A 24,674-nucleotide genomic window follows, 5' to 3' on the forward strand; every position below is an offset into this window, starting at 1 on the left:
AAAGACTTATTTGCTATTGCCTACATTTTCCTCGAAGTATTTTATATATATTTAATGTTTCTTTTCCAGTTTTTTTCCAATTGAATTTCTGTGCCTGTTGGTAAGCTAAGTCAGATAAAAACATCCTTTTTTCTGGCTTTAACATCTGGAGAATTGTATTGGCAGCACCTGTATAATCATTGGGGTTAATTACTTGTCCAGCGTCACCTGCAACTTCAGAAAAAGCTCCCCATTGACTACCAATAACTGGTACACCACGTTTCATAGCTTCTAATGCTGGTAAGCAGAATGTCTCGCGCCATGACAACGTTACAAATAATTCAGCAGAGTCATATAAGTCAGTTAATTCATCTGTTACATCGACTAAAAAAAGTACATCATTAGCATTTAAATTTAATGCTAAAGCTTTTTGTTTTAAAGACTTAGGAATAAATTTACTACCAGCTATTACTAACATTAAATCAGAACGAGTTTTTTTCACAATTGCGAAAGTTTCTAGAAGCCCAGCAACATTTTTATGAGGTTCATACCCACCGACGTATAGTAGATATGGCTTTTTTATCCCTAAGGATTTCAAAAGAGTATCTCGTTCATTTTCTGGACGAGCAGGCTTTTCAAATTGTTGATGGGCAGCTAAATGTGTCGTTATCACTCGACTGGAGTGGACATTCAAAAAGCGAATAACTTCACTTCGGCAGAAATCGGAAGGGGTAATAATATAATTGGCTCGAAAAAGTTGAAGTCGGAAGAGATGATTCCAAAAACTATAACTGGATGGATTAAAATCATAACCAAGATAGTCACTAACACAACCTGGAAGTAACCCACTCTGAACAAGGTTGTAGTAGCTATTTCCAGTCACACTATGAATAGTAAAGACAACAGGGCACGGGGCAAATAACGGAACGCCACGTTCAGCAGGTGCATGAAACAAGTCAAACTTGCCTTTTAACAAGGCTAGTGGCAAAACAATTTGTTCCCAATGCAGTCCACTATAATCCTTTAATCCAACAATGTTACATCTCAAATTTTTGATATGAGCAAGGTTTAATGGTTCACAAGCTCTATGAAAGAGAGTTACTTGAACCCCTTGATTGACAAGTTCGCTCACTAAACCGACTGTATAGCGATCCATCCCACGCAGCACTTTGGAAGTGAGATGACGAGCATCGAATCCGATATGCAAGTTTGAAATCATATTGAGATTACTTTAATTTTTCCCTTCTGAGTTGCTTGAAGGTAGATAACCAAATATTAATATTTCTCCTCATGATGAGAACTCTACTATTAAAGATTTGACCGTATAAAAATTTCATCTCTAAGTTTGGTAAAGCTTACTCCTTTCTCGTTTGAAGAATACCTAATCGAACTGGGAAGTTTTTTTAACTGATAAATTATACCAAGATTAACAAGAGCACTCTTGCTCTAGTTCTTGTTAACAGGTTGAACCTGGTAACAAGAGTTTGTGGGCTGCTGCCTCGTGGCTGTTGCAACAGGTACAAGATATCACAAGACATCAATTAAACTAACCACAAGAACACAAAGAAAAAAATAGGTAATTTTGTAACGGGAAGAGAGTAATATCCAAGCCTTGAAAATAACTTTCACAAAAATATATGATTTTAGTTTGTGATGAATATATCTAAATCAGATAAAGCTTCTTCATGAGCTTTGATACTAGATTCTAATGCAGTATAGTCAACCTGAAATTTACCTTCTAGCGCTGCATGAAACATTTCATATATTGTAAAATTCCAGTCAACATCCTTTTGAGGATTCAATATAGGATCTGCTATCCAGTCTTCGAGTTTTAAAAATTGGAATAGTCGCTTGATTTTCTTACCATAAGGAACAGCTATTGTAGGGATTCCAGATGTGATGCCAAAAATTGCTGCATGAAAACGTGTGGCAACACAAACAGAAGCCTCAGCAATTTTAGCTTCTCCGTTAACCTCAGAAATGATTTCCATTGGATGATGTGGATATTGCTCAGAAAAATTTTGATACATTTTTTGACATAGAGTCATATCCTCGCGATCGCACAGCGAAATCCATAAAATTTTCATTCCCATTTTTATAGCTGCAATTGCGGCTGCCTGCCAAATTGGTAAATATTTTTCCGAATGATAATGACAGACAATAATTGCTACAGCACCTGCATCTTTGCACCTGCGTTTAAATGGAATACCCCACCACTGATAACGTTCATACAGGGCTGCATCAACTCCTACATATATTTTTTGACGCAAACCAGCCTCTCTTAATAAATCCGCAGCTGTAATAGATCTAACTGCAATCCATACATTAGAATTATTAAATTTATTAATTAATTTTTTTTCTACTGTTGAATGGTTAAAATCAGGTTCAAAATCACCAAAATAATAAATTAACCTATGACAAAATTTGAATGCCCAATGCAACTCTTGATAACGAAATTTTAGATGGTAAATATTTGCACCCAACAACCCACCTAACCAAATGTAATGTCGGATACCTGATGGCATTTGTTCTTTAATTATTTTTTGTGTCTGTACTCTTTGTTGGTGTCCCTTCCAAAAACGATAGCCAATAGCCATATTTGGTGGTGGAATAATACTTTCACCCAAAGATAATAAATCTTGATTAGGAACACCTAATATAGTTAGCTTTTGGTAATTTTTCCTTTGCTGATTAACAAATGCCTGCGCTAAAGCATTATCTCCTACATTTCCCGCTTGCAGACTACCTGTGATAACAGCATGACGACCTTTCATAATAGTATTTCCTTACGAATCTACTTAATTTGTTTCCCAGTTAACTGTAGGTTCATTCACTGTTCAATTATTGTGTGACTTTTAGTCTTTGGAACTACGATATCCTGAGTTATTTAGTATTAGCTTTCATACCGTCATCAGTCTATAGTTTATTCTCCCAAACCTGCCAATACGCTCCATTTTGCTGGAGTTTCCAGCCTAACTTGAGGTATTCTGGTGACTTGGCATTTTGTGACAATGCTACATACTTCACTTGGAATTTTTTGAAAGCTTTTACTGGATCGGCAACTATCTCATCAAAGTATTTTTGACGACTTTGAACACGCTCTTCCAATATTTGTTTATTGCGTCTCCAAGGCCCAAACTTATGTGCCATCAGATCTATCTTTTGTTGTACAATAAAACTTGAACGGTCTATACCTTCAAGGTAAGCATTCAGAGCAATTCTTGCATCCCATTCAGCATTATCAATAGTTGGACTCACCATAACTGAATAGCCAGAGAGGAGACGCTGATTTTCCATAATTACGGCAAAGTCAACAAATTCCTTTTTTCCAGCCACAACCGCTCTTGGCTCCAGGCGAAAGTTTGAATCTTTAAATCTCTGTTGATAATATTTATGATAATTATTAGTTAACTCAACAGACTCTTTGGTTTGCGTTACTTCCACAGATCTCAGCCAAATTCCAGTTGTTATGTACAGGGAAGAAAGTGCGATTCCACATAGTAACAATGGCTTCTTCCAAAAATTAATTAACGGTATTAATTCTGTAACAATAACTATAAGTAAGAGTGAAATAACTGGCCCATAGCAATAGTTCCAGTGGAAATTTTGTATTTGTAACCCCGTTACTATTTGATGATTTGTTAACAGCAACGCAGAGGCTGCTAATGCCCATAAATGAATCAAATCTTTTCGCCGAAAAATTACCCACAAAAAGGTTAAAAACAGTAAAGATAAAGCTAGTTTTGGAATTAAAAGCTCACTAAAATGTGGAATAGGTAGAAAAAAATCAATTCTAGGTAACCATTCTTTATTAGAACTATTTTTTACTAAAGCATTGATAATTACTTGAGGCAAACCAAATATTATACCAAGTATGCCTGTGCTTAAGTATGTTTTGCGATGATTGTCATCTAGTAAGATTCCGATTAATAAAGCAAAAGTTGCAGCTGTCCAAAAATAAAAGTAAACATAAAAAAGTACACCAAAACTAGCTGCTGCTAATATAATGCGATTCCGCGTGGGTTTAGTTAAAGCTAAACGAAATAACCAAATATGAACTAGTAGATATACCATGCTCATACCTGGAGTTATGAGCCGCCACTGATCTAGTAATTTTGGATTGGTTTGTAATAGACCACCTGTATTGCCTACAGCAATATTAGTAGCAGTGATAAAATGATTAAAAATTAGCGAACAAGAATTAATACCAATATCTGTCATAAAAATTACAGTAACTCCCAAGGCAACCCATGAGTTTTTGAGATATACTCTAGTAACTAAATACCAGCCTGTGGAAACACTGATTCCTGCCCAAATACGCCAAATAAAGTTGATGTTTATAGGATTTAAAGCAAATAGTTTTGCGAGAATAACTCCAGGTATAAGTTGAATCCAAGGATATACAGTTGAGCCACCAGTGATAACAACAGGATCGCCCAGAGACATAATATGATTATGATAGGCAGTACTGGCAGTTGAAAGGTAAAGAAGGTCATCATTATCTGCAATCCAGGTAAAATCCCCTGTTTTAAATAACCACAAAATATGTGGCATAATAGACAATATAATCCCAACAATAACTGCTAAAAATATAGCGATAAAATCATATTGATTCAAAGTAATAGATTCGTGTATATTTGCTGAATTTTGTTTTAACGTAAGCAAACTCAGTTTTTGTTTTAACATAAGCAAAATTTATGTAAATTAAGTTTTTGTGAGTAATGTTAAAAGTCACATTTTTGTGCAAGTATGAATGAGGATGCACCAGTTAGATTGAAGTTTGGTATGACATCAAAATACCTCAACATACCTAAGAGAAAGTTGGCAGTATCCGAGATTGCAAAACCTTTGCGAATAATCTCTTCTTGACTGATATGAGGTTGTTGTTGAAGCATAAATTTACGTAACATTAATAAGGGAATATAAATATGTCCCCACTGAACCATCTGCCGAACTTTAAATCCTGAAGCTTGAATTAAATATTTAAAATACTTAGTTGAATAGCGCCGATAGTGACCGTCCGCGCGATCGTAAGCTGAATATAAATGTTGCCTCATAGGTACACCTATAATCAAGAAGCCACCAAGTTTGAGATGCTCACGAACAGCTAAAAGAAACTTATGTTCTTCCTCAATATGTTCAAGAACATCGATCATCATAAGCAAGTCATATTTATTTACCATCTTTGGATTGAGCGTTAATATGTCATAGACATATAGTGTTCCTGGAACTGTTGGACAAAGTCGAAGAGCTGATAAGTTTAATTCCAATCCATCAACTGCTTTTTTATAAGATTTGGCGATATGAGTCAGAATTAATCCATTACCACAACCTACCTCTCCAATTGCTTCTGACTGGCGAATTATCTGGCCAAAGTGCCTATCTAATACAGCATTGCGATGACGTATCCAGAAATGATCTAGTTTGGTATGTTCATACCAAGAATCAGCCATACTAACAGTCATGGGGTTGTTAAGTGTAACAATCTGATTAGTCATTTCCTTGTGATTTTCCTCGATTTAAATTTCCTAATGTTTCAGCAATAATAAACAAAGGTCTTCCTTTACTTTCCTCAAATAATCGACCAAGATATTCACCAATTACTCCTAGCATTAGCATCTGTAAGCTACTAGTAGCAAGAATCATTAATATCAGAGTGGTGAATCCTGGAATATCACGCATTCTCAAACCAGAGAAATGCCAATCATAAAAATATGCAGTTAAGTAGAATACCCCTAAAAATAAACATATGAAAAAAGTAATAAAACCAAGCGCAATTGAGAGCCTAAGGGGTTTAACAGAAAAACTCAAAATTCCATCAAATGCCAGTTTAAATAAGCCTCGAAAATTATAGCTAGCTTGTCCTGCATAGCGTTCAGGACGTTTATATGGCACACCAACCTGGTTCAAACCAATCCATGCTCTTAAGCCGCGAATATAGGGATGCTTTTCTTTCAGCTGTGAAAGAATTTTTATAGTTCTAGGAGAGTAAGCACAAAAATCCCCAGCATCCAGAGGAATTTTGATAATTGATAATGAAGAAAGTAGGCGATAAAAACTCCAATAAGCAAACCTTTTTATCCAGTTTCTTCCCTCTCGCCGCCATCGAACACCATAAGCAACATCAGCTCCATTCATAACATGATGAACTAAATCTAGTGCAATAATTGGAGGGTCTTGACCGTCAGAATCCATAACCACAACTATGGAATTTTCTGGTGCGTAAGAAATTCCAGCCATGACAGCAGCTTGATGTCCAAAGTTACGAGAGAAACGCAAGCAGCTAGCATGACCTCGTTCTGAAATGGCTGTGCGGATACATTCTAGTGAACCATCAGAACTACCATCATCAACGAACAATAAATACGGAAGCGTCCTGATTTCAGCATCAGATTGAAAACAAGCATCTATTTCCTGAATCAGCCTTAGCAGATTAGCTTCTTCATTATGTACTGGTAAAACAATTGTTACTTTGTCACAATAAGATATTTGTTTAATACTCATAATAAATTCTTTCAATTTGTTCTACTGTTACTTGTGGATTGCAATAGTTTTTGAGTAAGTGCCTTGCTTTTAGCCGTCGCTCCTGTTGCAAGGATGGATTATTTAACAATTCCACAGTCCGTTCAATCAAACCTCGATCGTCCTCGCAAATGCCAGCATGAACTCCATCACAAGCTGGGATACCCTCTACACCATCAGATGTAGTTACTACTGGTGTACCTAAAGCAAAAGCTTCCATGACCTTGACTTTCATGCCGCTACCAGCGATAGGTGCATACAACATCACATCTGTATTAGCAAAATAAGGTAGAGTATCTGGTACATTTTGATGAATTTTTAAGTCTTCTATATCTGCAAATACTGCAAGTGCATCTTTAGCGGATCTGCCAACAATTTGCAGTTTGGCATTAGGAACACGGCGTTTGATTTCTGGCCATAGCCTAGTTAAAAGTCTTTCAGCAGCAGAATAGGTTGGTGACCAGTTAAATCCGCCAATAAGACCTACTATTGGTTGCTGGTTTATTTGCTTTTGTTCTAGAAATGGATAAAGCGAAAAATCTATACCTAATGGAACTGTATAAATAGAAGCTTGAGGATTAATTTGATTAATATGTTTGGCTAGACGCCCTGATAATGTAGCTATCTTAGGAAAAGCCTTCAGCAGTTTCTGTTCTGCTCGATCAGTGAAAAACTTCCTGAGGCGAGATTCTAAAGATTTCTGATGCTCAAATGCGCGGTCTAACGAAAATAGATAATGAATATTAATAATTGCTCGTTCCCTATGTTCAAGTCCTAGCCAACCACTCCAAAGCTGTTCGAGATGAAGTATGTCGTAAGGCTTGGCAAGTTCTGATGCTAAATCTTGGCGTAATTCTGGACTGAAGATATAGGAATAAGGTTGCCGTATGGTTTCCATCTTTGCTATCAGTCCATTCGTTCGGTTGGGAATCAGATAGCAGCGTAAATCGTAATCAGGCGTTGGAAAAAGAGCTTGAGCTTTGGTGATGTCTTCTATTTTGCTACAAGCTGTAAATGCAGTGACATGATGTCCTCTTTCAACTAATTCTTTAAGTAAAACATAATACCACCTAGCATCAGCATTTCCAAACGGTAGAGGTGGTGAATTTATTACCAATAGAACTCGCAGAGATTTCATCTACTTAAAAATTTTATTCAATCTTGTTTAAAATATTGCTTGCCATGGTATCCCAAGTATAATCTCGTAATTCTTGCGAAAGAGAAGATACTAAATTAGTGTAATGGTGTTTATTCCTCCACCACTTTTGCAGTCGTTCTGCTAGTTCAGCAGCATCTTCTGGATCGGAAATTAACAAGTCTTGTAACTGTGGGGGATAGCGTTCGGCTACTCCAGCTCTAGCGCTGACTAGACTTGGCAAACCACAACAAAGGGCTTCATGCACTCCTAAACCATAAGCTTCGTAACGAGTGGGAGCAACTAAGCAATCTGCAGCCCGCAACAAATTCGGGACATCAGAGCGAAATCCCAAGAAGTGAATACGGGTATTAATACCAGCAACAACTGCACGTTGCTGCCATAGTTTTAGTTCTGCTCCAACTCCGATTACTACCAAATCAGCATCCCAATCTGAAGAGGTGCATAACTGTTGCCAAGCTGCAAACAGTGTATCGAATCCTTTGCGGCGATCACCTAAAGCACCAATAAAAACTACAATTGGTTTTTCAGTTGCCCATCCCAGTTTTTGGCGAAGTACAGTTCGCTCTTGTTGTGTAGCTGGATGAAAAACTTGTGGATCGATTCCATAATAAACTACGTGCAGTTTGTGCTCAGGAATTTCCAGTTTCTCAATCAAATCTCGTTTTGTGCTATCTGAATTAACAATGATTACTCGTGCAGATTGGAATGCCTTTCGTTCTGCATCCAAAAACATTTGACGAGAAACAGATCCTTTGCACTGACGCAATAACCCAGCTTGATGATTAGGGCGGTAAGCTGCATGAACGTAATGCACCCAGTTAGCATCTCCCCACTGGCAATTACCACCATTGACCAATACTCTACCACCATTGGCAGCAAGATGTTGCGCTTGGAAGCGTCCTATCCATTTGAGCAAAGGACTGCTGAATAGATAAGAATTAGCTACCTTGGGTACATGATGGAATTTGACATTCGGAAAAGCCAATAACTCATTAGCTACCCGATGGGCTACCAGATGTAACTGTTGTCCTTGCCTTGCTAGATAGTCAGCTAAAGCAAAATTGGCTCTATCCATGCCACCTGTTTTGACAAAATCACCTGTTACCAGCAGATAAGACTTCATAGCTGAACAGTTCTTGATGGTTTGTTATCTAGAATCTTGCTATTGGCAGCAGCCACAAACAGTGCAGTATTCAGTAACCAGAATTCCATTCCTCCCTGACTCATGAATATAGGATAGTTAAATGTAATCGCCACTGTTCCAATGTCGTAAGCAAAAATCAACCCACCCCAAAGAGCAAAGTTGCCCAATTTGCGATTAACAGCTATTTTCCAAGCAGTTTGGCACGCTAAGAGTAGCGCAATAATGTAGGCAAATATCAGCGGTACTCCTCCATCCAGAAGCCATCCAGTCCACTGGATTTCTACCCAAATAGGCTGAGACACCAAGTCAGTATTATCGCCAAAATAGTTATTTATCATTCCCCAACGCCCTAAGCCAGCGCCGAAAGGATATTGAGGCAGTAGATTTTCCATCGTGTGCTGCAAAAAATGCCCTCGGTTTTGCTGATAAACTTCCTCAGGAGATTCGGTAAACAAGCTATATATGCGTTTGAGTGTAGACTGTCCGCCAATGGCGATCGCCCAAGAAAATGTTCCCACAAATAAGGCTGTCACACCGGAAGCCATGACCATCAGACGGGCAATTTGTCCGGTTCTGAGTAAAACGACTGCGAAAAAAATTATAGAAATAGCAGCTAATACCAAAATAGAACGCACTTGAGATAGATAAATGCAAAACAAACCAATACCCGCACTACCCAGACAAGCAATTCGTAAAATGGGGTTTTTGTGTTTGAGTGCGATCGCAACACCAAACAAAAGAGCATAAAAACCTGCTGCTGCTGCTCCTCCCGGTCTGTCAGTTAAGCCCATGGGTCTATAGACTTGCTGCCCGTTAGCTAAAGTAATTAATAATTGCTCTCCACCAAAAGTGCTGTTTTGAATAACTGTAGATAGAGCTAGCTGAAAGGTTCCTGGGAAGTAAACTTGTAACACCCCAAAGCCTGCACTTAAAGTGTGAATACCCCACAGAAGAAACATTAAGCTCTCAAAACTGTAGGGCGTTATTTTTAAATTTCTCACCCAAAATAGCGGACTGAAAATGGCAAGATACATGGCACATTGAGCAGCCCCTGCTGTAACAGAATTAATATGGGGATGTAAGCAGAACTGTAACAGCATGATTGCCATCACTATAAATGCTGGATAAGTGGCGGGGTGTCTGCGATGTTCTTTAGGCAATCTCACTAATAACAACAGACCCAGGGCAAAAGAGGCAATCCGCATCGGCATACGTAAAATACTGATTTGCGGAAACAACAGCAATATTTGCAGGATAAACTGTAGCAGGATAAAGGTGTGTGCCCATGTCCAATTTAATTTTGTCCTTATCGAGGAAGAATCTGATAAGTCCTGACTTGCTTTTAGAATCACTGAATTTACCTAAAAACTTTTTTAAAATTTGTATGACCCTCATCTATGTTCGTTTTAATTTAAAAATATTCCTAGTTCATTAACTTTAAAACTTGCCAACCAGGTTTCTGAAACTTACTCATGACACGCTCAACATTGCGGGTAGCAAGAAAACTTGTAGGTTGCCAATGCGTGCGTGCAATTTTTGAGTTAGGAGCTAATAAACCAGGTTTTGTCAAATATCTATGAATTCTAAAAACCCTATAGCCCATTGTTTCAAATAATTCAGTTACAGGAGTAGGATAATCACGATGCTCTTCAAATACACAATCGCGGATTTTACCTTGTTTTAATAAATTTATTGCTCCTTTAAGTACTTGCAGTTCATGACCTTCTACATCTATTTTTAATACTCCTATTTCTTGATTTATAAAAATTTCGTCTAAGCTGCATGATTCTACACGCAAATCTTGGATATTTTTTGCCAATAATTCATTTTCTTTCTCTGGCTTGGTAACAACAAAAGCTAGTCCGCGATTGCTGCAAAAAGATTCATTCATTCTTAGGTTGACAGAACCCCGTGCTGCAGAAACAGCAATATTTTGGATGACAAATTTTGTATCTTTGAACTGCTTTTGCCAATTCTCAACGTTATACTTTAACTCTGCAAATATTTCTGGGTGAGCTTCAAACGACCAAACACATCCACCCTTGATAGAACTAACACGGTCAGCTAAAATTGCTGTCATGTAACCGATATTAGCGCCAACATCGACTGCTAATTCTCCTGGTTCAGTTAAACGCCAAAGAGTTTCTGTAACTGCTAGGTCGATGACTCCTAACTTAGAAAGAATTTGTCCATGTTCTTCAAGGGGACGAATTCTAATATTCATACCCCAGGGTAACTTTCTTTCAACAAATTCAGCTGTTGATATTGGTTGAAAAGGTAACAACCTTTGTAAAGCAATTTTAGGCTGGTAAAGGTATTCTGGCTTGAAAACGTCAAGTCTCATATGGTTAACCTTTTTCAAAATCCTGGAATAGCTTATGAATCAATGGTTTTAATCCAAAATCTAAAATCCAAAATTGGTATGAGCAACAGTAGATTTTTACTGTTTGATTTTTTGCCCTACGCAAAGAATATTGTCACTAAATACCCGTCCGCGAAAACCTAGATTTTCCGGCCAGTGCCAGGGCGTAAAAGGAATACGTCCACAGTTGCTGTATTGTATTTGAATCTCAGTAAGATTACACTCCGTATAAATACGTAAAAGGTCAATTTCTAGCAAAGCTGTTATATGTGCTGGATAAAGACCGGGTGCTTCTTGAAATGCATTGAACTGATTTTTCAAAATTAAGGTTAACTTGCTTAATAAGCTTAATTGATTGGGTGTGGTGACAATTACCAATCCTCCTGGCTTGGTTAACCTGACTAGTTCTCGCACAAAAGCCCGTGGGTTTTCTAGATGTTCCATAGTTTCAACCGCACAGACTACATCAGCGAAATCTTCTGGTAAAGGTGCTTTTCCGATATCTAAATCCAAGGGAATAAATTCTGTCTGGGTTGGTAAGCCAGGATAGCGCACAGCATCTACACCAACATAACGGTCAAAGCGATCGCTCACAAATGACCAAAGCTTACCCTTACCACAGCCAACATCTACCAACACACCACCACCAGAATGCCGTTGTGCTACTGCTCTGGCTACCATTTGGTAAACAGGATCGCTACTACTACCAAGGCTTTGTCGTGCCCTGTTTTCAATATTTTCTACTGCTATTTGCTTACCACCATCAAATGAAATCATGCCACAGCCTCCTGTTCAACAACTCGACAAAGCAGACTATAAAGCCGATTCAGTTGCCTTTGCGGATTGCAAAGATAGTCAGCCCGTGCTTTGCCACCAGATGCTAGAGTTGCTCTTTCAGTGGGATTAGAAATCAGGGAAGCTAAAACTTCACTCAAGGCTTTGATATCATTGGCTGCAACTAAACGCCCACAAGAATCATCAACAATTTCCACAGCCCCTCCCATCGCTGTCGTCACCACTGGCAAACCTGCATAAAGAGCTTGTACAAAAGCAACCCCAAAAGGTTCTGCTCCTGTATTTGGTTGACAGTGAATATCCGCAGCAGCTAACAAACGCGGTACATCAGCCCGTTGCCCCAAAAAGCGCACTCGTTCGGCAATACCAAGTTCCCGTGCTTGCACTTCTAATTCTTGCAGATACTCAGCCTCATGGGAGCGTTGGACTCCTCCAGCTACCCAACATATCCAACCAGGGATATCGCGTAATTGCCCCAAAGCTGACAGCAACATACTTTGTCCTTTCCATCGCTCCAGACGGGATGCTTGGATAATCACTATTGCATCTTCAGGTGTATTGAGTTCGGTTCTCAGAGTCTGACGAATCGAGGCATCATTGCCAAGACATGGAGTGGCTAAAGGATGGTGAAGGACATTACTGTGAGATTTAGGATAGAGTTTTGGCACAGCAGCTTGGGTGTAACGACTGTTAGCTATGACTAAATCTGGTGGCACCAACTTAGCTAAACGCTCCAAAGGATGTTTGCCATTAGGTACGTCATGACACCAAAATACTAGAGGTAGATGGTTTGCTCTCGCAACCGGGCCAAAAACTGCTTGCGGCCAGCAAGAATGACAAATCACAACGTCAAACTTTTCTCGCTCTAATAGTTGTTGGAGGCGCTGCCTAGCTCTCCATACCGTCCAAGGGCGACTGATTTTGACGTTACCTAGAATATGAACCTTGGCATCTAAGCTTCGCAGTTCATTTGCCAATCTACCCTCAAAGCATAAAGCAAAGTGACCGTGCATCTGTGGACATAAAATATCCTCTTTTGCCAGTGATATCAACAGAGTTTCTATGCCACCAAACAGATTTCCTGTATAAATATGCAAGCGTTTCATCACAAATCCACTGGTTTTGGTATAACCCCATAGCTACGTTCTTGACTTAGAACCTTGTCATAGACTTCAAAACTTCTTTGAGCCATATTCATATGGTTAAAATACTCAGCTCGTTTGCGGCTTGCTTTTACCAGGCGATCGCGTAGATTCGGTTCCGAAAGAAGGCGTTTCGCAGCCCTAGCTAAAGCAAATGGATCGTTGATTGGTACAGTCAAACCTTCCTTTTCATCTCGGCTCACCCAAGGAACACCACTACCAGGAATATTGGCATTAATTACAGGACAACCACTAGCCATAGCTTCTACCTGAACTAATCCAAATCCCTCGCTACGTAAGTTAGAAGGAAACCAAAGAGCTGTTGCAGCATGATAAGCTCCGACAAGCTCATCCTCATTTACACGACCTAACCAAACAATGCGGTTTTCTACTCCCAGTTTTTGCGCTAAAGCTTTTAGTTGTGCTTCTAAGGGGCCAACACCAATCACAACCAGTTTTCCTGGCACCAAAGTAAGAGCTTGAATCGCTATATGGAATGCTTTGTAATAGACAAGCCTACCAACTCCTAACCAAATTGTTTCTCCATATTTATCCTTGAAGCTGTGGCTAAAATCAAATGCTTTTTGATTGGGGTTACTGTAGATTCCAAGGTTTAAACCCAGTGGAAGGTCGCTCAATTTATGATGATAAAACTGCAAAAATTTTGAGCCTTGAATATACTGCAAACTATCTGTTAAGATTTGCGAGCTTCGAGTATAAACTAAATATTCAAAAGGACGCAGTGCATACTTCAAAAACTTTTGCTTAATTACGTCACTATGATGTGTAATTACTAGAGGTATATTCCTATCCAGCATCGTTAAAGCCATGAGCATTGTTGGATTAGGAGTATGCAGATGAAATATAGTTGGTTTTGATTCATTAATCAATCGACGTAGTTCTTGGCATAACCCAAAACAAACATCACATCGCGCTAACGAGAAAAGGCGACCAATGCGCGTAACTTTTACATTACCATCCATCTCAAACACGGTCTTTGTTTTGGTAGATACACGTCCTTGTTCATCAAATCCATTCACACAAAATACTTGGACTTCTGCACCCAAAGCAGCTTGAGTTTGAGCCAGAGTTTGTACGTGAGTTTCTATGCCTCCTCTGTCTGGAGGATAATATTTAGATAAGTGAGCAATACGGTAATTTACTATTTTTGCCATAACTAATAGTTGGAAATATGAATAGATAGGCTAATAAATCCAAAAGAATTTAATAGTGTCAAAAATAAGTACCTTTATTTATTAGTAAAAAGAGATTGCCATGCAATGTAATTCTCATTCCAAATCAATTCCAAAATTGGGTAAATATTAGAAGCTGCTACACCCTGCAAAGGGACAGATAACTGAGTCCATATACAACTATCTTCTCTCAGTACTTCCTTACCCAAAACCCAAGGTAATATTCGACTCCAAGTCACGTCATATTTATAGCGATTTTGCATAAATTGAGTCGAAGTCACAGTACTACCCCCACGTGGATTAATACAAGCTGTAAGGTAAGCTTGATTGTTGTCACTGTAGAGCGTATAGTAGCCAACTCCTTTTACATATCTAGGTTGTTTCTGGCTTTCTTTAACTAAGTTTTCACTTTGCTTCTCCAAAAAAGGATTTGACTTACCTCTTGTATTAACGACATACTGCATTTGCAATTTCAACTGCTGATTATTTTTCAGGTAGCTATAATCCTTCCCAGATAGCATTACAGCAGACTTGATAGCATTTTGAGTATCTTTTTTTTGCTCAACCAGAGGTTTGACATTAACTTGTTGCCAGTTAATTACAGCAAGTTTATCCGGCAGAATAGAGACATTTGGCAGTAATTTGTTGGTCATTAAATAAATAGCAGATAATATAATTCCCATCCAAGTAGCAACAAGAAAAAAACCTCGCTTTAACGTAACTGTGACTGTAGTAGCAGGTTTATATGCTTTTGTCTGGGATACAAGTTCTAGTGGCAGTATCCAATTACATAAGGCAGCATAAGTAATAGTTGTAATTGCCATAAAAATAGAGCTGCCCGTGTGGCTGTGCCAATAACTAAACATACTACGGTTATTGACGACAACGGCTAATAAAGCTACACGAAAACAACCAATTAGAAAGCCTGTGGCTATAGCAGAGATAACTAATCCCCATCCCTGTCGCCAAGTTAAGGGAAAGACAACAATTATAACTAAAAAGCTAAGTCTGAGTAGCCATACAATTAAAAGACCACCAGTGCAGTAATAAATAACTTTTACTTGACCTGTAGGTAGTATGACAAAAGTGCCTTGAGCAGTAGCTTTAAATCCTAAATAGTGAAGTGAAAAAGCAGATATAGTTGCTGTGAACTCACTAAAATGCAGTCGAAAAGCTAACAACTCATTGATGTAACCAAAGGGAAAAAGCATGAGGCATAATAACAAAAATAAGCGCCAATTTTGCTTTAATCCTGAGAATCCAAATGATAGTAACCCTAAACCCAAACCAGCAACAATAGGAGCAAATCTAAATAAAATTAAGTCGGAATGCCATAAATATATGGGTCGAAATATAGCGATAAATAGCAATCCTAGACCCAAGCAGCTAGAAATCCAATTTATAGTATATTCTTGATGACGATTTTGCCAAGATATAAATAAAATTCCTACCCAGCAAAGTGCATAATATGTAACTTCCCCTCCTTCAATTGGGTGCTTTCTAATTATGTCTAGATGTAAAACAGCTAAAGTAGTAAAAATACTAAACAAGTAAAACCACTGCGTTTGAGTTAAAGCGATCGCTCTTAGTAATAATGCTTGTTTAGCTTGGCTCAGTTTTTGACTATTGATTAACATTTTTATCAATCATACGTGTCCAACGAGTCAGCTTCCATATAGTAATAAAGCAAATGCCTGATATTATTACTCCTACGTTGATTTTCACAGATTGTTTAATTAGTATTTTCGTTTGTTCTCTTTTGGCTGCATTAGCCGTAAGATAAGCATTTTGAGCGGCAGTTTGAATTGCTTGAGATATTTGATTTTTAAGATTTTTTGGAGATTGACCAACTATGGCTTCGTTTTGAATATTTAAACTAATAGCTAGATTGTTTAACTCTTGAGTTGATGTAATTTGATTTAATGATTCTGTTATTTTTTGAATTTGCTCTTGTTGTTGTGCCTGTTGAATGGTAAACTGATTATTAATACTCTTATAGAGCGTAAGGCTATTATTAATTCCTAAAGGTAACAACAGCAGATAAAGTATTCCAATTGGCAATGCAAACCAAGATAAAACTTGTAAAATTGTGAGTTGTTTGGTACCAACAATGCTAGATTTATTTTGTAAAAATAAAAATGTTAACCCTAGCAAAGGTGCCCACACATGATCTACAAGTTGTCCAATACTTTGAAATTCCCAGCTAGGATCTGTTAACCGAGGAGGAATAAGAATGCCAAGATAATCAATGCAGGAAAATATGAGTAGAATATAGCCTACGAAATGCAATAAGGCAAATGACCTTTTTTCGATAGTTTCTGTTATTTCTATTGGCTTTTTGATAAGTAATGTCTCTCGTTTTTTTTTCATCATTACTTTTAGATTTCAACAAAAACTCTTCTAGGATTTTTATGTTTCGCTTTCCTAGACAATTGCTTAATAGTTTTCACTAACACTTTTACTGCTAGAAGTACAGCGGATTTCTAGTTGATCAAGTACAAAACCTTAGTCTCTAAGTCATATGTAATGCCTATTTTACTTCTGGTTTCTGACTTCTGGCTCCTGTAGACGCGGTAAACGCAACAGCGGCTACTTACCCTACCTAGCCCTTTCAGGGCGGCTACGCCAACGGAACCCCTTTCGGGGAACGGGAACACCAAAGACTGTGGGAAGGGCTTTGCCCAACGGTGTACAGAAGCCACTACTCTACGAGAAGCCGGACTACGTCCGTCTACGTGTCTACCCGTAGGGTATTCTGCTGTATACAGTACCTGAAACTCATGCTGGAAAAGGGAAATCTGTAGATGAGGCAAAAAGCCTGAAACTTAACTACATCTCAAGTCAAGCAATCATCAATGTAAAAGCCATAGCAAATTTTAGCCTTAGCTATTTTGAGCTGAGTTTTTTACAAATCCTCGTTATAGTGTATTGTTTCAGTAATTATGAAACTAATGACCACCTGACAGAAGATGGTATGACACAATGGTATTCAGCTTTTTTTAGAGTTAGTGCCAGCTATCAAAAATCCCAACTCAGGAGGTGGAATAATTTATCCTAGCTAACTACCTTAGTTACAGGATTAGCAATGCAGGTATTTGATGCTATCTTCTTTTTCATTTTTCTCATCAAGCCCAAAGCAAATAGCCCTCCCACACTGGGAATTGTTGCGCCTCCTGGGATATTGAAAGGAATTGGTGTTGCAGAGAAATTTACAGCAGTGATTGCTGTAGAGCCTCCTCTTGTCCTGAACTCTTCCCAACCTGTGGCTGTGCGTCTTATGTTGACATTCCATGGAGCAAAAACAGATCCGATCGGCACCCGGAATGAGAAACCCCTAGTAGTGAGATGCGGAAATGTGCCTGATACTATATTATCAGCGCTATTAAAGGTTGTTGGGGCAGTAGAAGTGATCGCGAAGGTAGACAATGGCGCTGTTGTTCGCGTTCTAGTCCCACTTATTGCTGTAATAAGTTGCCCACTGGAGGTTGTAGTAGTTGTAAAAGATCCACTAGCAGCCACCCCAGCCCCAGAGTAACTCCAACTCCAGGTGAGAGCGTGTGCTGGAGATGCACTGGCAATGACGCCAACAGCACTACAACAACCCAAAACAAGGGGAAAAATACGATTTAGTTTCATCAACACACCTTACCTTTAAACAAAATTGCATTAAAACGAAAACTTGTTGCAAAAAAAATGTAAATCCAATCTTCAGCAGATGTCTGCAATGACTGCACGGCAACAATCAGCATAATATCCAAAGTGATATCACTTAAGATTATGTGAAAAATGTACTCCTACTACTCAGTAGCTTATAAGTCTAATGTATACTATTCTAATAAATTCAAGTTGTAAACCAGTAATATCACTTAACTTTTCCTCCGAGTCATTTATTAAAACAGCAATATTACACATTACGATCGCTCACCAGGTATATGTAATCGCAAGATAGTTGCAGAGGTCGATTGCTGCTTTATGTTGTCATGACAGTCATCTTGCCGTTTTGATCGGGCGATCGCATTGTTGGTTGGAGCATTTCTGAACAGCACCAAAAACAACATTCATTGAGTTCTAGCTTATACAGCTTATTTAAAAAGCATTTCTTCCAATTTATGAAGTTAATTTTTAAATAGTGCTGAATCTATTTTAAGTATTTTCACTTAAATATCTAAAATCAATAAATATCCTGTAAATAAGGTTTTGCAATTTATTTTTAGCTACTTTTATTCTTAAATCCTCACAAGTCTCAAATTAGCGGCTAGTGTAATTACTGAAATGATAGTTTTTTTCTGCTATTTACGTAATTATACTGAGAAAAATCAGTGTTCTTTTGAGAAGATTATAGTAAAATGAACCACAATCAACTTTAACTAGTACGGGATGGAGCTATCTTATCTTCAAAATTTTCTTATTCCTTACTAGAGAAGAAGAAACTATTCAAGTTGTTAAGTAGCTAACAATAGCTAGGTGGATATTGTATGGAAGAATATTTGCAATATTGGTTGATTTTTAAGCGTCGGTGGTTACCTGTTTCTATAGTTTTCTTTACTGTAGTGGCATTGAGTATAGTGAAAACTTTACTAGAGACGCCCATTTATCAGGCAACCGCTCAACTTGTACTAAAAAAGAATGCAACCTCTTCGCTTACAGGCGTAGGTAGCCAATTAGGACAATTGGAGAATTCAGTTAGCGGTAAACCGATGGGAACCGAAGTAGCGGTTCTGCGCTCTTTGCCTATAGCTGAACGGACAATAAACGCTCTTAGCCTGAATTTAAACCCCTTGGTTTTTTTAAAAGAGCTGCAAGTAAAAAATATTGAACAAACTGATATCTTGGAAATTTCCTATGCAGATACAAACCCCAGAATGGCTGCTTCAATTGTTAATACTTTAATGAAAATCTATATAGAAAATGATATCGATATCAACCGCGCTCAAACTAGATCTGCTAGAAGCTTTATCGCTCAACAGCTACCATTGAGTAAAGCTGCATTACAAGCTGCCGAAAAAAAGTTGCAAGATTTTAAACAACAATACAAGGTTTTAGACCTAAAATCCGAAGCTACATCAAGTGTGACCATACTTACTGATTTAGAAAAACAAGTAGCTGAAACTATATCTGAGCTAGCATCTCAAACTGCAAAGATGAAATCCATCAAGCAATTGTTTGGTGTGAATTCCCAAGAAGCTGTAGTAGCAGGTTTCGCGAGCGAGTCGCCATCAACAAGTTTGGTTTTAGGACAGTTAAAAGAGACTCAACAAAAAATTGAAATGGCTAGACTCCGTTTGACAGACAATCACCCCACGGTGATTAACCTCAAAGAACAGGAAACAGTTCTCAAACAAGAACTGAAGCGACATATAGAACAAAGTTTTATAGGTGAAGCAGGACGTTTAAATAAAAGCAAAGATTCGGAAAGTATCGTACAACTTAAACCCCAGGGGCTGCAACAAGGACTTCTTACAAATTATGCTAGCGCAGAGGCAGAACGTCTCAGTTTGCAGGTGCGGCTAAAAGCTTTAGCAGAAATGATTCAATCTTATAGACAAAGGGCTGATACCATACCTCAGTTAGAGTTACAGCAACGTCAGTTAGAGCGGGAAATCAGTGCCACTGAATCTAGCTATCAAACCCTTCTGGCTCGCTATCAAGAACTACAAGTAGCAGAAAATCTGCAAGTTAGTAACGCTAGAGTGATTACACCCGCATTGATTCCTACAGTGCCAATCAAGAGCCGCCAGTATATAAATTTACTGCAAGGATTTATTGGTGGAATCTTGCTAGGTGTAGCCACTGCCTTTATTTTGGAAAAAATGGACAAAACTATCAAAACACCTGAATCTGCTAGAGAATTGCTAGGGTATAACTTATTGGGTTACATTCCACCATTTACCAATAACAGTCCGATTCCAGAGGTAGTAGTCAAAAATAAACCTGATTCCCCTGTCAGCGAAGCTTTTCGGATATTACAAACCAACTTGAGATTTTTTAATTCTAAGCAGCATATCAAAGTCATTGTCGTATCCAGTGCCGTACCTCAAGAAGGGAAATCAACAATTGCTGCTAACTTAGCTTTCTCGATCTCACAAATAGGACGCAAAGTATTGCTAGTAGATGCAGATTTCCGCAGACCTAGTCAAGATAAAATTTGGAATATTATGAATCATGCTGGCTTAACCAATGTTATCAAAAGTCAGTTAGATTTAGATAATGCTATGACTAAAGTTACATCTAATTTGCAAGTTATAACTGCTGGTGAACAAACTAATAATCCATCAGCACTTATTAATTCCACTCAAATGGCTGTATTTATAGCTCAAGTTGCGCAAAAATATGACTTTGTGATTATAGATAGTCCACCCTTCACAGTTGCCGCCGATGCAACTATATTAGGCAAACTGGCAAATGGAATTTTATTGGTAGTGAGACCCGGAGTAGTTGATGCTGATAGTGCTTCTCTCGCTAAAGAACTTCTAGAAAAAGCTGGTCAGAATGTTTTAGGTATAGCTGTTAATGGTGTTGTTGATAAACAAAAATATTATGGCGATTATCACTATGGCAACTATGCAAAGAGTAAAGTTTGAGTATATTAATACTCTTTATTTATATAATCTATGGCTTTTTACTCGTTTTCATAACTGGAAATTTAAACTCAATAGCAGTAAGAAGCAATCTGGAATTTTACAGTCATTTTCAGATCAATAGACTCCATAAGATTGGAAGAGCAGGTTCGGGTTTAATTTGTAGTTAAATCCGAAATAATATCTGCTCAACCCGCTTATACAAACGATTTTTAGCATTGTTGTGGTTATGAACTTACAAAACTATAGTTCTCAAAACAAAAGGCTATTAGGAATTGATCTGTTTAAAGGTATAGCTGCTTATGGAGTAGTTCTCATTCATGGACTTGGAGAACTACCCAGGGATGAAAATGCTTTACTTATATCTAAATTTTTTGTCGCTTTTTGTGTTCCTTATTTTTTGGCAACTTCCTTCTACTTCAGTAGCTATTTGCTTTTATTCAAAACCAATATAAGCTACTTAAAAACTAGAGTGAAAAGAATTTTAGTTCCCTACTTAGCTTGGAGTTTAATTTATTTATTAGCAAGACTTGCGGGCTTTTTAATCGGAAATAAAGAATCTTTTTATAGATTAATATCAGATCCAGTTAATATGATATTTTTTGGCGCTTCTGCTGTTCATCTATATTTTTTACCACTTTTATTTTGTGGTACAGTTGTTGCAATTCCTATAATCAGAATTTCTAGAAAAATTCAAAATAATTTATTAATTTTATTTTTTGTACTAAGTATAGCTATTTATTATTTAGTTGCTGCTTCTGGAAACGATTTTCTTTTAGGAGAAGGCATTGCATTTAAACAAATAATTGATATTTCATTCTTGCAGATTTCTAACTATTGGATGTATCAATTTATTAGAATAATATTTGTTATTTTAGCTTGGATAATTCGATGTATGCCATACATAATATTCGGTATTATCATTCACAAGACAGAAATTCAAAAATTATTCTATACTTTATCCTTAAAAATTAAAAAAAGAACAATTACAAAATCATTAATAATATTTTTAATTCCATTACTTATTTTTGCTCTTTTTATATCTAAAATCAGTTTTTTAGGATTATTCATACCATATTTAACATTGATTTATAGTATTTTAATATCTAATTTAATTTCTAAGTATGTAACTATGACGTGGCTAACAATGAAATTGGGTTACTTGAGTTTTGGCATTTATTTATACCATGCTTTAATTACTGCTGGATTTATGCCAATACTAATTAAGTTATATCCAAAAATTATCAACCTTCAGTTATCACCATTAATTTTAATCATTTCGTCTTTAGTAATATTTTTTGTAAGTTTAGCTATTACATACATCATTTCTCTAAATAAAACTGCTGCAAGGATTTTACTTGCTATTTAAGACAGAGCTATAAACTGCAACAATTTGCTCTCCTAAACGTGTGTGACTGAAGTTTTTTGTGACTGTTTGCCGTGCTTTTTCTGAGATGATTTGGCATTTTTTGGGGTAATTTAGTAATTCAAGAATAGCTGCTGCCAAGGCAGTAGAGTCACTGGGCGGTACACCAATTGCATCATAATTGTGAGTGAATAATTCAGCGGCTCCACCTGCTTGGGATACTATAACAGGTTTACCACAAGCCATAGCTTCTACTATTGCCAAACCAAATGGTTCTGGTTGAGTACTGGCATGAACTACAATATCTAACGAGCGGTAAATTTCTGCTATATCTTGCTGGAAACCAAGAAAATCAACCTTGTCTGCTATCCCAAGATGTAAGGCTTTATCTGTTAACTCTTGCTCAGAAAATTGGGAGCCATGAGTTTTATAAATTGCTCCACCAACAATACAGAAGCGAACATTAAGGTGAGGGTGTGCTTTCAAAATACAAGCTGCTGCTTCTAGAAAAATATCATGTCCTTTCCAACGTGCAAAAGTAGCTACTAGACCTACCCGCAGCGGAAGGTGAGAAGATGCAAATTTGGGTAAAATCGGAGAGAAGTAATTAACATCCACAGCGTTATAAATTACTTCTATTGGTAAACCTGGTAGTGTAGCTTTAGCATCTTGAGCAACAGCTTGAGAAATAGCAATTCCTAAGTTGGCGGTGGCGCTTATCCATTTTAAAACCTGTGCCATTAATGGTCGCGATCCATAGAAATCATGAATGTGCCAAATAACGGGTACACCCTTGAGTTTAGCTAATGCAATTAGTAAGTGAGTTTTAATGCCGTTGGAATGGATTATGTCTGGCTTTAGTTCAGACAAAGAATGGTGAAATTTCCATAGATATGTGCTGATTCCAGGCAAGATTTTTATTAGTCGTAATAGTAATATGAATGCTGTCACAAATTTATTCTTATCTTTTAAGGCACTATCACCAAGTTGGTTTACTGCTGCTGGCAGTGTTTGTATTTGTACCTGCACTCCCAATTTTTGAGCCGCTTCTATTAAAGGCCCTTCTGTACCCACAATTAAGTGCAGTTGAAGGTCGGGTTGGGAGTTTAAGAGGGAAGCAAAGATAGTCAGCAAAACTCTCTCGGCACCACCAATAGCTCCGACTGGATTGACAAAGACAATATTCATGCAGTTTCAACAATTAGCTAGTTGTAAATAAGATTTAGCAATAATTTGGGCATGAGCAGACCAAGAATATTTCTGCGCCTGACTCAAGCGCAGATTCAAAGCAGGAGCGCTTGCTGGATTTACTAATAGTTGCTCTACAGTCTTTACCCAGGCTGACACATCCCCAATTGGGCAATATACTGCGGCTTGTCCTCCTACTTCACGCAAAACCGGAATATCGCTAGCAACAGCGATCGCTCCACAGGCTAGAGCTTCAATCACAGGTAATCCAAAGCCTTCTGCTTCACTTGTCAATAAAACCGCAGATGCTTTTTGGTAAAGACTGGCTATGGTTGAGCGCTGCAAAGCTTGTAAATGAATAATCGACTCACTGAGATTCAACTGAGCTATTTGCTGTTGCTGACTTTGTGTCCATTCACCACTGACTTTGACAAGTCGTAATTCTGGATAGATAGCTCGTAGTTGGGCAAATACTTCTAGCAGAATGTCAATGCGCTTGCGGGGAATACAACTACCAACGTGCAATAGGAAAGGTACTGCACCTATTTTGTCTAATATCTTTTGGTCAGCAATACTAGCATTCTCAGAATTCATGCCAAATTCCAGAGCAATACCATAGGGAGCATAAACGAGGCGGGATGGTTCGACTAGTTGGTAAAACTCTATTTGCTTCCTGACTTCTGCGGTGGAATAAAATACAATAGCGCATGACTGCAAACCACGTAATATTCTGCGAGACATAGCTTGATACCAGCTTGGACGAGGTTCTTGTTGTGGTTCTACAAGAGAGCGAAAGGCATCAATATCATGACAGTATACTCCTGTACGTTCTGGTGGTAAGACATGGGCTAACTGAGCATAGGAGTGATCGACAATGTGATACAAATCAAAATCTTTGACTCTGTTCTTGAGATGCTGGGGATAGTCCCAAAATCTGTTGAGTAGCCGATCTGAATTATAAGCAAAGTGCTTTTTACTAATCCAGGGAATTTTTTGACAACGCCATTTAAAGCTTGGACAGACTTGTATAGCTCTAATAGATACGTTTTGTTCAGTTTGCATATGCTTGAGTAGCATCTGAGCACACAGATCCATGCTGTGCCAGTTTTCTTCTGGGTAATCACAGATAATTGCAAGGTGCATTTGAGCCATGTTATTGATTTGAATTTTTTATTTTTTTGTAAAAATTTAGTTTGTTGCTTGACTCTACGGTAAACTGCTACATATTTATCATTGTTGATGATAA

At 37.8% G+C, this 24,674-nt stretch carries 21 protein-coding genes; 2 read left to right on the plus strand and 19 right to left on the minus strand.

The window, feature by feature from the left end; all coding sequences use genetic code 11:
- Window positions 1–13 precede the first annotated feature (13 nt).
- From UYC_RS0107780 to UYC_RS37615, 17 genes are all read right to left on the minus strand, one after another.
- On the minus strand, window positions 14–1,135 hold the full coding sequence (locus tag UYC_RS0107780) for a glycosyltransferase family 4 protein (protein ID WP_235181606.1): 1,122 nt from the start codon (window positions 1,133–1,135) through the stop codon (window positions 14–16).
- Between the two features lie 487 nt (window positions 1,136–1,622).
- On the minus strand, window positions 1,623–2,753 hold the full coding sequence (locus tag UYC_RS0107785; RefSeq protein ID WP_016879326.1) for a polysaccharide pyruvyl transferase family protein: 1,131 nt from the start codon (window positions 2,751–2,753) through the stop codon (window positions 1,623–1,625).
- A gap of 142 nt (window positions 2,754–2,895) precedes the next feature.
- Window positions 2,896–4,665, minus strand: coding sequence for a hypothetical protein (locus UYC_RS0107790; protein WP_016879327.1), 1,770 nt, complete (start codon window positions 4,663–4,665; stop codon window positions 2,896–2,898).
- Window positions 4,666–4,703: 38 nt separating this feature from the next.
- Window positions 4,704–5,477: a class I SAM-dependent methyltransferase gene (locus tag UYC_RS0107795; RefSeq protein WP_016879328.1), complete on the minus strand. Its 774-nt coding sequence runs from the start codon at window positions 5,475–5,477 to the stop codon at window positions 4,704–4,706.
- A complete protein-coding gene (locus tag UYC_RS0107800; RefSeq protein WP_235181607.1) occupies window positions 5,470–6,498 on the minus strand; it encodes a glycosyltransferase family 2 protein in 1,029 nt (342 codons plus the stop codon). The genes UYC_RS0107795 and UYC_RS0107800 overlap by 8 nt, the downstream gene beginning before the upstream one ends.
- Entirely contained in the window at window positions 6,473–7,639 is a 1,167-nt protein-coding gene (locus tag UYC_RS0107805; RefSeq protein ID WP_016879330.1) for a glycosyltransferase family 4 protein, read from the minus strand. Before UYC_RS0107805 ends, UYC_RS0107800 begins: the two co-directional genes overlap by 26 nt.
- Window positions 7,640–7,652: 13 nt before the next feature.
- On the minus strand, window positions 7,653–8,783 hold the full coding sequence (locus UYC_RS0107810) for a glycosyltransferase family 4 protein (protein ID WP_016879331.1): 1,131 nt from the start codon (window positions 8,781–8,783) through the stop codon (window positions 7,653–7,655).
- The gene (locus UYC_RS0107815; RefSeq protein ID WP_235181608.1) at window positions 8,780–10,156 is read right to left on the minus strand and encodes a hypothetical protein; all 1,377 of its coding nucleotides are present in this window, start codon (window positions 10,154–10,156) and stop codon (window positions 8,780–8,782) included. Before UYC_RS0107815 ends, UYC_RS0107810 begins: the two co-directional genes overlap by 4 nt.
- A 71-nt stretch (window positions 10,157–10,227) precedes the next feature.
- The gene (locus UYC_RS0107820; RefSeq protein ID WP_016879334.1) at window positions 10,228–11,148 is read right to left on the minus strand and encodes an FkbM family methyltransferase; all 921 of its coding nucleotides are present in this window, start codon (window positions 11,146–11,148) and stop codon (window positions 10,228–10,230) included.
- 96 nt (window positions 11,149–11,244) lie between these two features.
- Complete coding sequence (locus UYC_RS0107825) at window positions 11,245–11,943, minus strand: class I SAM-dependent methyltransferase (protein WP_016879335.1); 699 nt, start codon at window positions 11,941–11,943, stop codon at window positions 11,245–11,247.
- The gene (locus UYC_RS0107830) at window positions 11,940–13,067 is read right to left on the minus strand and encodes a glycosyltransferase (RefSeq protein WP_016879336.1); all 1,128 of its coding nucleotides are present in this window, start codon (window positions 13,065–13,067) and stop codon (window positions 11,940–11,942) included. The genes UYC_RS0107825 and UYC_RS0107830 overlap by 4 nt, the downstream gene beginning before the upstream one ends.
- Window positions 13,067–14,278 carry a glycosyltransferase gene (locus tag UYC_RS0107835; protein WP_016877371.1) on the minus strand — a complete coding sequence of 404 codons (1,212 nt, stop codon included), beginning with the start codon at window positions 14,276–14,278 and terminating at the stop codon, window positions 13,067–13,069. The genes UYC_RS0107830 and UYC_RS0107835 overlap by 1 nt, the downstream gene beginning before the upstream one ends.
- A gap of 74 nt (window positions 14,279–14,352) precedes the next feature.
- A complete protein-coding gene (locus UYC_RS0107840) occupies window positions 14,353–15,933 on the minus strand; it encodes a cyanoexosortase A system-associated protein (RefSeq protein WP_016877370.1) in 1,581 nt (526 codons plus the stop codon).
- On the minus strand, window positions 15,920–16,669 hold the full coding sequence (gene hpsJ-A / locus UYC_RS0107845) for an HpsJ-like protein, cyanoexosortase A-associated (RefSeq protein WP_235083037.1): 750 nt from the start codon (window positions 16,667–16,669) through the stop codon (window positions 15,920–15,922). Before hpsJ-A ends, UYC_RS0107840 begins: the two co-directional genes overlap by 14 nt.
- A gap of 110 nt (window positions 16,670–16,779) precedes the next feature.
- On the minus strand, window positions 16,780–17,109 hold the full coding sequence (locus UYC_RS37610) for a hypothetical protein (RefSeq protein WP_127011336.1): 330 nt from the start codon (window positions 17,107–17,109) through the stop codon (window positions 16,780–16,782).
- A 241-nt stretch (window positions 17,110–17,350) separates the two neighbouring features.
- Window positions 17,351–17,932 carry a hypothetical protein gene (locus tag UYC_RS38835; protein WP_200862362.1) on the minus strand — a complete coding sequence of 194 codons (582 nt, stop codon included), beginning with the start codon at window positions 17,930–17,932 and terminating at the stop codon, window positions 17,351–17,353.
- Between the two features lie 275 nt (window positions 17,933–18,207).
- A complete protein-coding gene (locus tag UYC_RS37615; protein WP_157171223.1) occupies window positions 18,208–18,354 on the minus strand; it encodes a hypothetical protein in 147 nt (48 codons plus the stop codon).
- Between the two features lie 417 nt (window positions 18,355–18,771).
- Here UYC_RS37615 and UYC_RS0107860 point away from each other — a divergent pair, with 417 nt between their 5' ends.
- Both UYC_RS0107860 and UYC_RS0107865 read left to right on the plus strand, forming a co-directional pair.
- Window positions 18,772–20,877 (plus strand): GumC family protein, encoded by a 2,106-nt coding sequence (locus UYC_RS0107860; RefSeq protein WP_016877366.1) that lies wholly within the window; start codon window positions 18,772–18,774, stop codon window positions 20,875–20,877.
- A gap of 226 nt (window positions 20,878–21,103) precedes the next feature.
- The gene (locus UYC_RS0107865) at window positions 21,104–22,243 is read left to right on the plus strand and encodes an acyltransferase family protein (protein ID WP_016877365.1); all 1,140 of its coding nucleotides are present in this window, start codon (window positions 21,104–21,106) and stop codon (window positions 22,241–22,243) included.
- On the opposite strand, the gene UYC_RS0107870 is transcribed toward UYC_RS0107865, so the two are convergent.
- Both UYC_RS0107870 and UYC_RS0107875 read right to left on the minus strand, forming a co-directional pair.
- Complete coding sequence (locus UYC_RS0107870) at window positions 22,229–23,428, minus strand: glycosyltransferase family 4 protein (protein ID WP_016877364.1); 1,200 nt, start codon at window positions 23,426–23,428, stop codon at window positions 22,229–22,231. The genes UYC_RS0107865 and UYC_RS0107870 overlap by 15 nt on opposite strands.
- A gap of 6 nt (window positions 23,429–23,434) precedes the next feature.
- A complete protein-coding gene (locus tag UYC_RS0107875; protein WP_016877363.1) occupies window positions 23,435–24,580 on the minus strand; it encodes a glycosyltransferase in 1,146 nt (381 codons plus the stop codon).
- Between the last annotated feature and the right edge of the window lie 94 nt (window positions 24,581–24,674).

It is taken from the genome of Chlorogloeopsis fritschii PCC 6912 (genome assembly GCF_000317285.1).
Lineage (GTDB): Bacteria > Cyanobacteriota > Cyanobacteriia > Cyanobacteriales > Nostocaceae > Chlorogloeopsis > Chlorogloeopsis fritschii.

What these genes read in the sequence shown, in the direction of transcription:
- UYC_RS0107780 (WP_235181606.1), bottom strand. Translation starts at nt 1,135, where the DNA reads ATGGATCGCTATACAGTCGGTTTAGTGAGCGAACTTGTCAATCAAGGG.
- UYC_RS0107785 (WP_016879326.1), bottom strand. Translation starts at nt 2,753, where the DNA reads ATGAAAGGTCGTCATGCTGTTATCACAGGTAGTCTGCAAGCGGGAAAT.
- UYC_RS0107790 (WP_016879327.1), bottom strand. Translation starts at nt 4,665, where the DNA reads ATGTTAAAACAAAAACTGAGTTTGCTTACGTTAAAACAAAATTCAGCA.
- UYC_RS0107795 (WP_016879328.1), bottom strand. Translation starts at nt 5,477, where the DNA reads ATGACTAATCAGATTGTTACACTTAACAACCCCATGACTGTTAGTATG.
- UYC_RS0107805 (WP_016879330.1), bottom strand. Translation starts at nt 7,639, where the DNA reads ATGAAATCTCTGCGAGTTCTATTGGTAATAAATTCACCACCTCTACCG.
- UYC_RS0107810 (WP_016879331.1), bottom strand. Translation starts at nt 8,783, where the DNA reads ATGAAGTCTTATCTGCTGGTAACAGGTGATTTTGTCAAAACAGGTGGC.
- UYC_RS0107820 (WP_016879334.1), bottom strand. Translation starts at nt 11,148, where the DNA reads ATGAGACTTGACGTTTTCAAGCCAGAATACCTTTACCAGCCTAAAATT.
- UYC_RS0107825 (WP_016879335.1), bottom strand. Translation starts at nt 11,943, where the DNA reads ATGATTTCATTTGATGGTGGTAAGCAAATAGCAGTAGAAAATATTGAA.
- UYC_RS0107830 (WP_016879336.1), bottom strand. Translation starts at nt 13,067, where the DNA reads ATGAAACGCTTGCATATTTATACAGGAAATCTGTTTGGTGGCATAGAA.
- UYC_RS0107835 (WP_016877371.1), bottom strand. Translation starts at nt 14,278, where the DNA reads ATGGCAAAAATAGTAAATTACCGTATTGCTCACTTATCTAAATATTAT.
- UYC_RS0107840 (WP_016877370.1), bottom strand. Translation starts at nt 15,933, where the DNA reads ATGTTAATCAATAGTCAAAAACTGAGCCAAGCTAAACAAGCATTATTA.
- hpsJ-A (WP_235083037.1), bottom strand. Translation starts at nt 16,669, where the DNA reads ATGATGAAAAAAAAACGAGAGACATTACTTATCAAAAAGCCAATAGAA.
- UYC_RS38835 (WP_200862362.1), bottom strand. Translation starts at nt 17,932, where the DNA reads ATGAAACTAAATCGTATTTTTCCCCTTGTTTTGGGTTGTTGTAGTGCT.
- UYC_RS37615 (WP_157171223.1), bottom strand. Translation starts at nt 18,354, where the DNA reads ATGTTGTTTTTGGTGCTGTTCAGAAATGCTCCAACCAACAATGCGATC.
- UYC_RS0107860 (WP_016877366.1), top strand. Translation starts at nt 18,772, where the DNA reads ATGGAAGAATATTTGCAATATTGGTTGATTTTTAAGCGTCGGTGGTTA.
- UYC_RS0107865 (WP_016877365.1), top strand. Translation starts at nt 21,104, where the DNA reads ATGAACTTACAAAACTATAGTTCTCAAAACAAAAGGCTATTAGGAATT.
- UYC_RS0107870 (WP_016877364.1), bottom strand. Translation starts at nt 23,428, where the DNA reads ATGAATATTGTCTTTGTCAATCCAGTCGGAGCTATTGGTGGTGCCGAG.
- UYC_RS0107875 (WP_016877363.1), bottom strand. Translation starts at nt 24,580, where the DNA reads ATGGCTCAAATGCACCTTGCAATTATCTGTGATTACCCAGAAGAAAAC.